General features: G+C 54.4%; 17 protein-coding genes. 11 read left to right on the top strand and 6 right to left on the bottom strand.

The window, feature by feature from the left end:
• Positions 1-3: 3 nt before the first annotated feature.
• Together kdsD and KGP22_RS19830 are read right to left on the bottom strand one after the other, a co-directional pair.
• Positions 4-990, bottom strand: a complete 987-nt coding sequence (gene kdsD / locus KGP22_RS19835; RefSeq protein ID WP_023333606.1) for an arabinose-5-phosphate isomerase KdsD — start codon at positions 988-990, stop codon at positions 4-6.
• A gap of 13 nt (positions 991-1,003) precedes the next feature.
• The gene (locus KGP22_RS19830) at positions 1,004-1,981 is read right to left on the bottom strand and encodes a calcium/sodium antiporter (protein WP_039260412.1); all 978 of its coding nucleotides are present in this window, start codon (positions 1,979-1,981) and stop codon (positions 1,004-1,006) included.
• Positions 1,982-2,208: 227 nt separating this feature from the next.
• Between KGP22_RS19830 and mlaF the strand changes: the two genes are divergently transcribed.
• The 7 genes from mlaF (at position 2,209) to murA (ending at position 7,002) form a co-directional block, all read left to right on the top strand.
• Entirely contained in the window at positions 2,209-3,021 is an 813-nt protein-coding gene (gene mlaF / locus KGP22_RS19825) for a phospholipid ABC transporter ATP-binding protein MlaF (RefSeq protein ID WP_111964971.1), read from the top strand.
• Positions 3,022-3,028: 7 nt separating this feature from the next.
• Complete coding sequence (mlaE, locus tag KGP22_RS19820; RefSeq protein ID WP_010436044.1) at positions 3,029-3,811, top strand: lipid asymmetry maintenance ABC transporter permease subunit MlaE; 783 nt, start codon at positions 3,029-3,031, stop codon at positions 3,809-3,811.
• Between the two features lie 4 nt (positions 3,812-3,815).
• Positions 3,816-4,364 carry an outer membrane lipid asymmetry maintenance protein MlaD gene (gene mlaD / locus KGP22_RS19815; RefSeq protein ID WP_111965012.1) on the top strand — a complete coding sequence of 183 codons (549 nt, stop codon included), beginning with the start codon at positions 3,816-3,818 and terminating at the stop codon, positions 4,362-4,364.
• Between the two features lie 18 nt (positions 4,365-4,382).
• Positions 4,383-5,018, top strand: a complete 636-nt coding sequence (mlaC, locus tag KGP22_RS19810) for a phospholipid-binding protein MlaC (RefSeq protein ID WP_045403542.1) — start codon at positions 4,383-4,385, stop codon at positions 5,016-5,018.
• On the top strand, positions 5,018-5,311 hold the full coding sequence (gene mlaB / locus KGP22_RS19805) for a lipid asymmetry maintenance protein MlaB (RefSeq protein ID WP_111964970.1): 294 nt from the start codon (positions 5,018-5,020) through the stop codon (positions 5,309-5,311). The genes mlaC and mlaB overlap by 1 nt, the downstream gene beginning before the upstream one ends.
• A 126-nt stretch (positions 5,312-5,437) precedes the next feature.
• Entirely contained in the window at positions 5,438-5,692 is a 255-nt protein-coding gene (ibaG, locus tag KGP22_RS19800) for a BolA family iron metabolism protein IbaG (RefSeq protein ID WP_008501458.1), read from the top strand.
• A 50-nt stretch (positions 5,693-5,742) separates the two neighbouring features.
• Positions 5,743-7,002, top strand: coding sequence for a UDP-N-acetylglucosamine 1-carboxyvinyltransferase (gene murA / locus KGP22_RS19795; RefSeq protein ID WP_115876352.1), 1,260 nt, complete (start codon positions 5,743-5,745; stop codon positions 7,000-7,002).
• A 61-nt stretch (positions 7,003-7,063) separates the two neighbouring features.
• Here murA and sfsB read toward each other — a convergent pair whose 3' ends face one another.
• A complete protein-coding gene (sfsB, locus tag KGP22_RS19790) occupies positions 7,064-7,351 on the bottom strand; it encodes a DNA-binding transcriptional regulator SfsB (protein ID WP_111964968.1) in 288 nt (95 codons plus the stop codon).
• A 229-nt stretch (positions 7,352-7,580) separates the two neighbouring features.
• Complete coding sequence (ispB, locus tag KGP22_RS19785; protein WP_223580583.1) at positions 7,581-8,552, bottom strand: octaprenyl diphosphate synthase; 972 nt, start codon at positions 8,550-8,552, stop codon at positions 7,581-7,583.
• Positions 8,553-8,809: 257 nt separating this feature from the next.
• On the opposite strand from ispB, the gene rplU reads away from it, so the two are divergent.
• From rplU to cgtA, 4 genes are all read left to right on the top strand, one after another.
• A complete protein-coding gene (gene rplU / locus KGP22_RS19780; RefSeq protein WP_003025032.1) occupies positions 8,810-9,121 on the top strand; it encodes a 50S ribosomal protein L21 in 312 nt (103 codons plus the stop codon).
• Between the two features lie 19 nt (positions 9,122-9,140).
• Positions 9,141-9,398, top strand: a complete 258-nt coding sequence (gene rpmA, locus KGP22_RS19775; protein WP_004385076.1) for a 50S ribosomal protein L27 — start codon at positions 9,141-9,143, stop codon at positions 9,396-9,398.
• Positions 9,399-9,494: 96 nt separating this feature from the next.
• A complete protein-coding gene (locus KGP22_RS19770; RefSeq protein ID WP_111964967.1) occupies positions 9,495-10,460 on the top strand; it encodes a DMT family transporter in 966 nt (321 codons plus the stop codon).
• Between the two features lie 15 nt (positions 10,461-10,475).
• The gene (gene cgtA / locus KGP22_RS19765; RefSeq protein WP_115876351.1) at positions 10,476-11,651 is read left to right on the top strand and encodes an Obg family GTPase CgtA; all 1,176 of its coding nucleotides are present in this window, start codon (positions 10,476-10,478) and stop codon (positions 11,649-11,651) included.
• A gap of 33 nt (positions 11,652-11,684) precedes the next feature.
• On the opposite strand, the gene pmrB is transcribed toward cgtA, so the two are convergent.
• Positions 11,685-12,728, bottom strand: coding sequence for a two-component system sensor histidine kinase PmrB (gene pmrB / locus KGP22_RS19760; RefSeq protein WP_115876350.1), 1,044 nt, complete (start codon positions 12,726-12,728; stop codon positions 11,685-11,687).
• Positions 12,725-13,387 (bottom strand): two-component system response regulator PmrA, encoded by a 663-nt coding sequence (pmrA, locus tag KGP22_RS19755; protein WP_111964965.1) that lies wholly within the window; start codon positions 13,385-13,387, stop codon positions 12,725-12,727. Before pmrA ends, pmrB begins: the two co-directional genes overlap by 4 nt.
• Between the last annotated feature and the right edge of the window lies 1 nt (position 13,388).

Genomic DNA, 13,388 nt, shown 5'->3' with positions numbered 1-13,388 from the left:
TCATTACACTACGCCTGCGCGCAGCAGATCATGCATATGTACCACACCCAGCAACTGGTCGCCATCGGCAACCATAACGGAGGTGATATGGCGGGACTGCATCAGGTTCAGCACATCAACGGCCAGCGTACCCGGACGCACGCGGATACCGCCCGGCGTCATCACGTCGGCAATGCCCAGGGTACGGACATCAACACCCATGTCGAACACGCGGCGCAGGTCGCCATCGGTGAAGATCCCCTGAATTTTCATCAGATCGTCGCACACGACCGTCATACCCAGATTCTTACGGGTGATTTCCAGCAGCGCATCACGTAGGGAGGCCTCTTTGCTGACGTGAGGGATCTCATCCCCGGTGTGCATAATATCGTTTACCCGAAGCAGCAGCTTGCGCCCCAGCGCGCCGCCCGGATGGGAAAGCGCGAAATCTTCCGGCGTAAAACCGCGGGCTTCAAGCAGTGCGACGGCAAGCGCATCACCCATGACCAGCGCTGCGGTGGTGCTGGACGTTGGCGCCAGGCCGAGCGGACAGGCCTCCTTGGGAACCTTCACGCACAGGTGAATATCGGCCGCACGCGCCATGCTACTTTCCGGACGGCTGGTCATGCAAATAAGCGGCACCTGCAATCGTTTCAGTACCGGGATCAGCGCCAGAATTTCATTGGACTCACCGGAGTTAGACAGTGCGATGACGATATCCTGCGGCGTGACCATACCCAGGTCGCCGTGCGCGGCTTCCCCCGGGTGTACAAAGAAGGAAGAGGTTCCGGTGCTGGCAAATGTTGCCGCCATTTTACGTCCAATGTGGCCGGACTTACCCATCCCCATCACCACGACTTTGCCAGCACAGTAGAACATCTTCTCACATGCCAGACTAAAATCCTGATTAATGTACTGATCTAACTGCGCCAGACCTTCACGTTCAATCTCCAGAACCTCTTTGCCTGCTTTCTGAAAGTCAAAACCCGGCTGCAATTCTATTTGCGACATAATGCGTTTCCGTTTACCCAGAGAGAAGAGGCGAGAGCCAGTACAGCATCGCCATCCATACGATAAATCCACCCGTCAGCAGCGCGCCTGCGCCTTTGCCGATCTGTCGTTGCCGCCGCCAGCAGAGCAGGGCAAATATCACGCTGACCAATAACATCACGCCGTAGTCACGCGAGAACGCCAGGGGATTAAAGGGCCCTGGCGTAATGAGGGCCGGAAGGCCCATCACAATGGCGATATTAAATATGTTGGAACCGATGATATTACCAATGGCAATGTCATCTTCACCTTTACGTGCCCCCGCAATGGCCGTGGCCAGTTCCGGCAGGCTGGTACCGATGGCAATCACCGTCAGACCAATGGTAAGTTCACTGATGGCGAAATAGTTCGCCAGTACCGTCGCGTTATCCACGACCATACGCGTTGCCATCGGCATGATGATCAGCGCAACGCCAAGCCAGAGCAGGGCAACAGGCAGTGTGCCTTCTCGCGGAAGTTCGGCGACCTGCTCACGCGTGAGGCTATCCTGACCCTGTTTTTCCGCCTGACGGGCGATTTTAACACTATACAGCAACCAAATGACGGCCAGCGCCAGCAGGAAAATGCCGTCGCTATAGCTCAGTACGCCATCGTAAAATACGCAGCCTGCCAACAGGCTTACGATTAACATTAGCGGCAATTCACGGCGCAGAACATCAGAATGCACGCGAAATGGATGGAGCAGTGCGGCCAGGCCTAAAATCAAGAGTATATTGACGATGTTAGAGCCAATCGCGGTGCCTACTGCAAGGTCTAACTGACCATGCAGCGATGCCGAGACAGAGACGATGATTTCAGGAAGTGACGTTCCGACACTGACCACGGTCATCCCGATGACGACAGGCGGTACGCCCGTCAGGCGACACAGGATAGATGCAGCAAATACTAAACGGTCAGCACTGTAGACGACCAAAAGTAAACCAATTATTAACAGTGCTGTTGCTAAAAGCATCAAAAGTCCTTTCTTCAGGTATACTCGTCGGTCCATCGCGCGTGAACGGCTGGACTGCATACAGTCTGAGGCGTAACGAATTCCTAATTTTGACTTTATGCGCCGGAAAAGTAAAACAAATGCCAGCTTTCGCTAACCTCTACGGTTATTATTCTGTAAAAATGCTGAGTTTAGGGCTGATTCAGGCTACATGCCTTAACGTGAGCAGGATAAGAAAGGAACTATAAATGAGCCAAACCATGGCGAATTTAGTCGATGTCCGCGGGTTGAGTTTTTCTCGCGCCAACAGATTGATATTTGATGATATTTCGTTGACCGTTCCGCGTGGCAAGATCACTGCCATTATGGGGCCGTCCGGGATCGGTAAAACGACCCTGCTTCGCCTTATTGGTGGGCAGATCCCACCGGATAGCGGTGAAATCCTCTTTGATGGCGAAAACATCCCGGAGATGTCGCGCTCGCGCCTGTATACTGTCCGCAAACGCATGAGCATGCTCTTTCAGTCGGGCGCCTTGTTCACCGACATGAACGTCTTTGATAACGTGGCTTATCCGCTGCGCGAGCATACCAGTCTGCCACCTGAACTGCTGAAAAGCACGGTGATGATGAAGCTCGAAGCCGTTGGCTTGCGGGGTGCTGCGAAGCTGATGCCTTCGGAGCTGTCCGGCGGCATGGCGCGCCGCGCCGCGCTGGCGAGAGCCATTGCATTAGAGCCTGATTTAATCATGTTCGACGAACCGTTTGTTGGACAGGATCCCATTACGATGGGCGTGCTGGTGAAGCTCATCTCTGAACTGAACAGCGCGCTTGGTGTCACCTGCATTGTGGTGTCTCACGATGTACCGGAAGTATTGAGCATCGCCGATTACGCCTATATCGTGGCGGACAAAAAGATCGTCGCACACGGTAGCGCTCAGGCGCTGCAGGAAAATTGCGATCCGCGTGTTAGACAGTTCCTCGACGGTATTGCCGATGGCCCTGTGCCGTTCCGCTACCCGGCAGGCGACTATCGTGACGATTTACTGGGAATAGGGAGTTAAGCCACTCATGCTGTTAAATGCGTTGGCCGCTCTCGGACACCGTGGCATAAAAACCATCAGGACGTTCGGGCGTGCCGGATTGATGTTATTCAACGCCCTGGTTGGCAAGCCGGAATTCCGTAAGCACGCGCCGCTATTGGTGCGCCAGCTTTATAATGTCGGCGTGCTGTCGATGCTCATCATCATTGTCTCCGGTCTGTTTATCGGTATGGTGCTTGGGCTGCAGGGCTATCTTGTTCTGACAACCTACAGTGCGGAAACTAGCCTCGGGATGCTGGTGGCGCTCTCGCTGCTGCGCGAACTGGGGCCCGTCGTGGCGGCGCTGTTGTTCGCCGGGCGCGCGGGGTCGGCATTAACAGCTGAAATTGGCCTGATGCGTGCGACCGAGCAGCTTTCCAGCATGGAGATGATGGCGGTCGATCCGCTGCGTCGCGTGATCTCGCCGCGTTTCTGGGCGGGGGTCATCTCTTTACCGCTGCTGACGATACTGTTTGTCGCCGTGGGTATCTGGGGCGGTTCGCTGGTTGGCGTGCACTGGAAAGGCATTGACGCCGGTTTCTTCTGGTCTGCCATGCAGGACGCCATTGACCTGCGAATGGATCTGGTTAACTGCCTGATTAAGAGCGTGGTATTTGCCATTACGGTCACCTGGATTGCATTGTTCAATGGTTACGATGCCATCCCGACGTCGGCGGGCATTAGCCGCGCAACTACACGTACAGTCGTTCATTCGTCGCTGGCCGTACTGGGTCTGGATTTTGTGCTCACCGCACTGATGTTTGGGAATTGAGTTCATGCAAACGAGAAAAAATGAAATTTGGGTCGGTGTATTCCTGCTGCTGGCGCTGCTGGCCGCACTGTTTATCTGCCTGAGAGCGGCGGATATCACGTCTGTGCGCACCGAGCCGACGTATCGCATCTATGCCACCTTCGATAACATCGGCGGACTGAAGGCGCGTTCACCGGTCCGTATCGGCGGCGTGGTGATCGGGCGCGTATCCGACATTACGCTTGATGAGAAAACCTATCTGCCGCGCGTCGCGATGGATATCGAAGAGCGTTACAACCACATTCCGGACACCAGCTCCCTGTCTATCCGGACTTCCGGTCTGCTGGGCGAACAATATCTGGCGCTTAACGTTGGCTTTGAAGATCCCGAGCTGGGAACGACTATCCTTAAAGACGGTAGCGTCATTCAGGATACGAAATCCGCGATGGTGCTGGAGGATATGATTGGTCAGTTCCTTTACAACAGTAAAGGAGATGAGAAAAAATCTGACGCTGCTCCTGCGCAGAGCGAAGACCATACCAATGCCGCGCCGACCCCAGGTGCTGCGAATTAATATCAGGAGAAGTCATTCATGTTTAAACGACTGTTAATGGTTGCCATGCTGGTCATCGCCCCTCTTACCGCCGCCCACGCTGCGGATCAGAGTAACCCGTACAAACTGATGGACGAAGCGGCGAAGAAGACATTCGACCGTCTTAAAAACGAACAGCCTAAGATTCGTTCTAATCCTGATTACCTGCGTGACGTGGTTGACCAGGAGCTGCTGCCGTACGTGCAGATCAAATATGCGGGTGCGCTGGTGCTGGGCCGCTATTACAAAGACGCGACTCCTGCGCAGCGTGAGGCCTACTTTGCCGCGTTCCGTGAATACCTGAAACAGGCTTATGGCCAGGCGCTGGCGATGTACCACGGTCAGACCTATCAGATTGCGCCCGAGCAGCCGCTGGGCGATGCGACCATCGTCCCTATCCGTGTGACGATCAACGATCCTAACGGCCGTCCGCCGGTTCGTCTGGATTTCCAGTGGCGTAAAAACAGCCAGACCGGTCACTGGCAGGCGTATGACATGATCGCCGAAGGCGTAAGCATGATCACCACCAAACAGAACGAATGGAGCGATCTGCTGCGCACCAAAGGCATTGATGGCCTGACCGCTCAGCTGCAGTCCATTGCTCGTCAGAAAATCACGCTGGACGAGAAGAAGTAATGTCACAGCAACTCAGCTGGTCGCGTGAAGGCGAGACGTTAAAGCTGTCCGGTGAACTGGATCAGGATCTGCTGAACCCACTGTGGGACAAACGCCATGAAGTGATGCAGGGCGTGACGCTTATCGACTTAACCGAGGTCACGCGGGTGGATACGGCCGGGGTTGCGCTGCTTGCCCATCTGATTGCTGTAGGGAAAAAGCTGGGGGCTAGCGTCACGCTTCGCGGCGCGAGCGAGAATGTCGTGACCCTTGCTCAGCTCTACAATCTTCCTCAGGACGTATTGCCTCGTTAATATTTTCAGTGCGTTACTTCCGAAAGCCCTGACAGTTTCATCGTCAGGGCTTTTTGCTTGTTTAAGACAACGCCACTTTGCTCTAAGATGTTGGGCTTGTTTTCACTATCAGATGATTAAGAACCCATGGAAAATCATGAAATCCAGACAGTGCTGATGAATGCACTCTCCCTTCAGGAAGCCCACGTCACTGGCGATGGCAGTCACTTCCAGGTTATTGCTGTGGGTGAGATGTTCGACGGTATGAGCCGCGTGAAGAAACAGCAGGCTGTGTACGCGCCGCTGATGGAATATATTGCGGATAACCGCATCCACGCCCTGTCGATTAAAGCGTTCACCCCGCAAGAGTGGGCACGCGATCGCAAACTAAACGGTTTTTGAGCTGAGGGCGACAGGCCCGCAGCACGGTTGAATTTATAAGAGAGCACACAATGGATAAATTTCGTGTACAGGGGCCAACGCGTCTCCAGGGCGAAGTCACAATTTCTGGCGCGAAAAACGCCGCGCTGCCAATCCTCTTTGCTGCGCTGCTGGCTGAAGAGCCGGTAGAAATTCAGAACGTACCGAAGCTGAAAGATATCGACACCACCATGAAGCTGCTCACCCAGCTGGGCACGAAAGTTGAGCGTAACGGTTCCGTCTGGATCGACGCCAGCAAGGTGAACAACTTCTCAGCACCTTACGATCTGGTGAAAACTATGCGTGCATCCATCTGGGCGCTTGGCCCGCTGGTGGCGCGTTTTGGTCAGGGTCAGGTTTCTCTGCCGGGCGGTTGCGCCATCGGTGCGCGTCCGGTTGACCTGCACATCTTTGGTCTGGAAAAACTAGGCGCAGAGATCAAGCTGGAAGAAGGTTACGTTAAAGCGTCCGTTAATGGTCGTCTGAAAGGCGCGCACATTGTCATGGACAAAGTGAGCGTGGGCGCAACGGTCACCATTATGTCTGCGGCGACGCTGGCAGAAGGCACCACCATCATCGAAAACGCCGCGCGTGAACCGGAGATTGTGGATACCGCCAACTTCCTCGTGGCGCTGGGGGCGAAGATCTCCGGCCAGGGTACCGACCGTATCACCATCGAAGGCGTTGAGCGTCTGGGCGGTGGTGTCTATCGCGTTCTGCCGGACCGTATCGAAACCGGTACATTCCTGGTCGCAGCGGCGATTTCTGGCGGTAAGATTGTTTGTCGCAACGCGCAGCCAGATACCCTGGATGCGGTGCTGGCGAAATTGCGCGATGCGGGTGCGGATATTGAAGTCGGTGAAGACTGGATCAGCCTCGATATGCATGGCCAGCGTCCAAAAGCAGTCAATGTGCGTACGGCGCCACACCCGGCGTTCCCAACTGACATGCAGGCGCAGTTCACCCTGCTGAACCTGGTCGCCGAGGGTACTGGCTTCATCACAGAAACCATTTTCGAGAACCGCTTTATGCACGTACCGGAGCTGATCCGTATGGGTGCACGTGCTGAGATCGAAAGTAATACCGTGATTTGCCATGGCGTTGAGACGCTGTCCGGCGCTCAGGTGATGGCAACCGATCTGCGTGCGTCTGCAAGCCTGGTGCTGGCGGGTTGTATCGCGGAAGGTACAACGATTGTGGATCGTATCTATCACATCGATCGTGGCTATGAGCGTATCGAAGATAAACTGCGCGCGTTGGGTGCCAACATCGAGCGTGTGAAGGGCGAGTAATCGTTCCGGCAGCCCCCTGCCAGAAATGACCGGGGGGTTGCTGTTCCTGTCAAAAAACGCGTTATTCCTGCGGTTCTCTTTTTACTCTTCTCTGGCGAATCATGCGCGATCTGTCGATAAATTCATGGGTAATGGGATCGTGGTAGCGTGAAGGCCAAATCACCCACGGATGCGTATCCAGCGCCGTTGCGATAATTAATTCTCCTTTGGGCCAGGGGCGGGTGAGGGCGTTTGCCAGAGTTGAAGAACTCAGTCCATGGCGGCGGGACTCTGCTGCCAGTGAAGTGCCTTTTTTGCGCAGTGCGGCAATAATATCAGCCGTGTGCCAGTCGATAAATTTCGTATCCATAACGCTGTCCTTAAGTTCGGATTCACCTACGCCGTTTCTTCTGAAACGACGGGGTTTACTATACCCATTTCAACTTCTTGTTCTAAAAAGTTCGCGTTACTTGATGGGATATTCAGAATAAGACACGGCTTTATTCATGCGGTCTCTAAACCGATGGATTTACATGAACACGGAATTTACAGGCGTGTACTGGAACTCCCCGCTATCGCTGCGGGGAGAAACAAGGGGATTAACGGTCGCGCTGGACGGCGATGTGGGCAAGACCAATCAGTGCCTCGCGCCACGGACTGTCTGGAATAACCTGAAGCGCTTCGATGGCTTTGTCGGCTTCTTCTTCCGCACGCTGACGCGTCCATTCCAGCGATCCGCAGATAGCCATGGTTTCCAGTACAGGTTCCAGAAGATGGCGACCATTTCCCTGCTCAATCGCTTCGCGGATCATTTTCGCCTGGTCGGCTGTTCCGTTCCGCATTGCATGCAGCAGCGGCAGGGTCGGTTTGCCTTCGTTCAGGTCATCGCCCACGTTTTTGCCGAGCGTCTCGCCGTCTGCACTGTAGTCCAGTAAATCATCGATCAGCTGGAATGCCGTACCCAGATAGCGGCCATAGTCCTGCAGGCCCTTTTCCTGTGCTTCGGTACAGTCAGCCAGAATACCGGAACACTGGGCCGTCGCTTCAAACAGGCGCGCGGTTTTGCTGTAGATGACGCGCATGTAGTTTTCTTCGGTGATGTCAGGGTCGTTCACGTTCATAAGCTGCAGCACTTCACCTTCAGCAATGACGTTTACGGCTTCGGACATTACTTCCAGCACTTTAAGGGAGCCCAGACTGGTCATCATCTGGAAGGCGCGGGTATAAATAAAATCCCCCACCAGGACGCTGGCTGCGTTCCCGAAAGCGGCGTTTGCCGTGGCTTTGCCACGACGCATATCCGATTCATCCACCACATCGTCATGCAGAAGCGTCGCCGTGTGGATAAATTCGATGAGCGCTGCGATAGTGATGTGGGCATTTCCCTGATAGCCAACGGCTCTGGCAGCCAGAATGGCAATCATCGGACGAATGCGTTTACCGCCGCCGCTGACGATGTAATAACCCAACTGATTGATCAGTTGAACGTCAGAGTTGAGTTGCTCCAGGATTGCTGCATTCACACCCGCCATATCTTGCGCGGTTAACTCGTTGATTTTTTCTAAATTCATCGCAAAAGCCGGGCTTTTTATCCTGTTGATCCCATCTTCAATGGGGTAACGAAGGGTTTCGGTTTATCAATAGTAGTGCTGATTGTACTGAAAAAACGGCTCAGATAAACGTTACCGTACGTGTTGTGTTTTTTTTCTTCATGTATTGACGGTAGCACTTGTCAAAGGCTCGCGTTTTGCGTAATATTCGCGCCCTATTGTGAATATTTATAGCGCACTCTGATTCATACGAGGACGTGCGCGGAAGCGGAGTTTATATGTACGCGGTTTTCCAAAGTGGTGGTAAACAACACCGAGTAAGCGAAGGTCAGACCGTTCGCCTGGAAAAGCTGGACATCGCAACTGGCGAATCTGTTGAGTTCGCTGAAGTTCTGATGATCGCAAACGGTGAAGAAGTCAAAATCGGCGTTCCTTTCGTTGATGGCGGCGTTATCAAAGCTGAAGTTGTTGCACACGGTCGTGGCGAGAAAGTTAAAATCGTTAAGTTTCGTCGTCGTAAGCACTACCGTAAGCAGCAGGGCCACCGTCAGTGGTTCACTGATGTGAAAATTACTGGCATCAGCGCCTAAGACCTGAGGAGAGATTTAAATGGCACATAAAAAGGCTGGCGGCTCCACACGTAACGGTCGCGATTCAGAAGCTAAACGCCTGGGCGTTAAGCGTTTCGGTGGCGAATCCGTTCTGGCGGGTAGCATCATCGTTCGTCAACGTGGTACCAAATTCCACGCTGGCAACAACGTAGGTTGCGGTCGTGACCACACTCTGTTTGCTAAGGCAGACGGTAAAGTGAAATTTGAAGTTAAAGGCCCGAACAACCGTAAATATATCAGCATCGTTGCTGAGTAAGGTTTTCTCGGTCCGGTAACGGATTAAAGCCCCGCAACCTGTTGCGGGGCTTTTTACATTGGAAACCCGGTAATTTTTTCTGTAGGGAAAACGGGCATGAAGCAGCAGGCCGGCATTGGTATTCTTTTGGCGCTCACTACCGCAATGTGCTGGGGTGCGCTGCCAATTGCAATGAAGCAGGTACTGGAAGTGATGGAGCCGCCTACGGTGGTTTTTTATCGCTTTCTGATGGCAAGCATCGGCCTCGGGGCCATTCTGGCAATCAAAGGTAAGCTTCCACCCTTGCGGCTCTTCCGTAAACCGCGCTGGCTGGTATTGCTGGCTATCGCGACGGGCGGTCTGTTCGGTAACTTCATCCTGTTCAGCTCTTCCCTGCAATATCTCAGCCCCACGGCGTCGCAGGTGATAGGTCAGCTTTCACCGGTTGGCATGATGATCGCCAGCGTCTTTATCCTCAAGGAAAAGATGCGTGGTACGCAGATTATCGGGGCGAGCATGCTGCTGTGCGGTCTGGTGATGTTCTTCAACACCAGTCTGATTGAGATTTTCACTCGCCTGACGGATTACACATGGGGTGTAATTTTCGGTGTGGGGGCAGCAACGGTCTGGGTGAGCTATGGCGTCGCACAAAAGGTGTTATTGCGTCGTCTTGCCTCACAGCAGATCCTCTTTTTGCTGTACACTTTGTGTACAATAGCATTGCTGCCATTAGCAAAGCCGGGAGTGATTTCCCAGCTTAGCGACTGGCAACTGGCGTGCCTCATTTTTTGTGGGCTGAACACGCTGGTCGGTTATGGCGCGCTGGCCGAAGCGATGGCGCGCTGGCAAGCAGCACAGGTGAGCGCGTTAATTACGCTTACTCCGCTGTTTACGCTGTTATTTTCAGATTTGTTATCAATGGCCTGGCCCGATGTCTTCGTCAGACCGATGCTCAACCTGTTGGGTTATCTCGGTGCGTTTGTCGTGGTTGCGGGCGCGATGTATTCCGCCATTGGTCATCGTCTTTGGGGACGTTGGCGCAAAAATGAAGCGGTTGTAGTAGTCCCCCGCTCAGGCGAATGAGTTACGGAGAGTAAAATGAAGTTTGTTGATGAAGCGACGATCCTGGTCGTGGCTGGTGATGGCGGCAACGGTTGCGTGAGCTTCCGCCGTGAAAAGTATATCCCACGTGGCGGTCCTGATGGCGGCGACGGCGGGGATGGTGGTGACGTGTGGCTGGAGGCGGATGAGAACCTCAACACGCTGATCGACTACCGTTTCGAAAAATCCTTCCGCGCTGAACGTGGCCAAAACGGCCAGAGCCGTGACTGTACCGGGAAACGCGGTAAAGACGTCACCATTAAAGTTCCGGTCGGTACGCGCGTGATTGACCAGGGGACCGGTGAAACTATGGGTGACATGACCAAACACGGTCAGCGCCTGATGGTGGCGAAAGGCGGCTGGCACGGTCTGGGTAACAGCCGTTTCAAATCTTCCGTTAACCGTACGCCGCGTCAGAAAACGATGGGTACGCCGGGCGATAAGCGCGACCTGCAGCTGGAGCTGATGCTTCTGGCAGACGTGGGCATGCTGGGTATGCCAAACGCCGGTAAATCGACGTTCATTCGCGCCGTCTCTGCGGCCAAGCCAAAAGTAGCAGACTATCCGTTTACCACGCTGGTACCAAGCCTGGGTGTTGTCCGTATGGATAACGAGAAGAGCTTCGTGGTTGCCGATATCCCGGGTCTGATTGAAGGCGCCGCGGAAGGGGCCGGTCTGGGGATTCGCTTCCTGAAGCACCTTGAGCGCTGCCGCGTACTGCTGCACCTTATCGATATCGATCCTATCGACGGTTCCGATCCGGTTGAAAACGCCCGTATCATCGTGGGCGAGCTGGAAAAATACAGCGAAAAACTGGCGAATAAACCACGCTGGCTGGTCTTCAACAAGATCGACCTGATGGACAAGACCGAAGCGGAAGCAAAAGCGAAAGCCATTGCTGAAGCGATGGGTTGGGAAGACAAGTACTACCTGATCTCTGCGGCAAGCCAGGTTGGCGTGAAGGATCTGTGCTGGGATGTGATGACCTTCATCATTGAGAACCCAATTGTTCAGGCGGAAGAAGTCAAACAGCCTGAAAAAGTCGAATTCATGTGGGATGACTACCACCGCCAGCAGCTCGAAGAGCTGGAAGCGGAAGAAGACGATGAAGACTGGGACGATGACTGGGATGAAGACGACGAAGAAGGCGTCGAGTTCATCTACAAGCACTAATATCTGTTCAAAGCCCCCAATATGGGGGCTTTTTTATTGAAGCGTTGTGGGCAGCCAGCAGCTGGCGATTAAACCGCCTTCAGCGCCATTTTCAAGGGTCAGCCTGCCGTGGTGTAGCTGGACGATGCGCTGCACGATACTCAGGCCCAGACCGCTTCCTCCGTAGCGCTGGTCAAGACGGCGGAATGGCTCGGTGATTGACACTCGGTGCGCTTCATCAATCCCTGGCCCCTGATCGATAACGCTGATCTGCGTCCCCCCGTCGACCTCGGTTAATGTCACTGTAATCATTGTCGCCGGCGGGCTGTAGCGCCCTGCGTTTTCCAGCAGGTTGCGCAGCATCAGGCGCAGGAGCACGGCGTCTCCCTGAACCGTGAGCGCGCTTTTAGCGGGCCAAATCACCGTATGCTCTTTGGCTTCATGGCCCAGGCCGAGAGGTTCAATGATATTTTCCGTCCAGTTCACGGTTTCGTAGTGCCCGCTCGCCATTGCCTGTCCGGCACGGGCCAGCATTAGTAGCTGTTCGACGGTATGCATGAGCTGATCGATACGGCTAATTAACGTCGCGGCCTGAGGCGCGCCTGACTGCGCCATGAGCTCAAGATGAAGCCGGATGCCGGCCAGAGGCGTTCTCAGCTCGTGTGCGGCGTCTGCGGTGAAGAGACGCTCCTGCTGAATGGTGCTATCCAGTCGTGCCAGCAGCTGGTTCAGGGAGGTCGTCACCGCGCCAATTTCTTCCATGTCGGAATACATAGGAAGCGGGGTTAAGTTATCGGCCGAACGGTTAGCGAGACTGTCGCGGAGTTTATTCAGCGGTCGGGTTATCCAGGTGACCGCCCAGAAGGAGAAGAGCAGGGTAAAGCCGACCATCACCAGGGAAGGAACCAGCAGCGAGGCAATCGCTTCACGGATCTCTTTCTCAACGTGATTATTGCGCGCTTTTGCTGACAGCGTTTCGTTGACCAGAAAACCAATCTGTTCACGGCTTTCATGCCATAGCCAGATAACGCTTATCAGCTGGAAAAACAGGAGAATCACCGCCAGCAGCACCATCAAACGCCGACGCATGCTGTTCATTTCTGGCTCTCCAGACGATAGCCGACGCCGCGAACGGTTTTGATCCTGTCTTTGCCGAGTTTACGCCGCAGGTTATGGATGTGGACCTCAAGGGTATTTGAGCCGGGATCGTCCTGCCAGGAATAAATATCCTGCTGGAGCGTTTCTCTGTGTACCGTTTGCCCGCTCCGCATGATCAGACGCGTAAGCAAGGCGAACTCTTTTGGCGTCACCTCTACGGCCTGATCCTGGCGCAGTACCTGCTGGGTTTGCAAATTCAGCGTAATATCGCCGTCGGTCAATAAGTTATCACTATGGCCCTGATAGCGGCGAATTAACGCTCGCACCCGAGCCTGCAGCTCCGCGAGCGCAAAAGGCTTCACCAGGTAATCATCAGCGCCTGCATCGAGGCCAGTGATACGGTCTTCAATGGCATCTCGTGCCGTCAGGATCAATACCGGGTTGGCGATGCCGCGACGTCGCCACTGGCCGAGCAGCGTGGCGCCATCTTTATCAGGCAAGCCCAAATCGAGGATCACCAGGCTGTATTCGCCGCTCTGAATCAGAGAGTCCGCCTCCGCTGCGGTGCCAGCACAGTCGAGGGCGTACCCTTCATTGGCTAGACCTAGCGCCAGCCCTTCCTGCAATAACAGATCGTCTTCAACTATGAGTAGTTTCATC

The sequence above is a fragment of the Enterobacter sp. JBIWA005 genome, from assembly GCF_019968805.1.
Taxonomy (GTDB): domain Bacteria; phylum Pseudomonadota; class Gammaproteobacteria; order Enterobacterales; family Enterobacteriaceae; genus Enterobacter; species Enterobacter vonholyi.
Note: the sequence above shows the minus strand (reverse complement) of the source record. Positions and strands in the feature narration are given on the sequence as shown.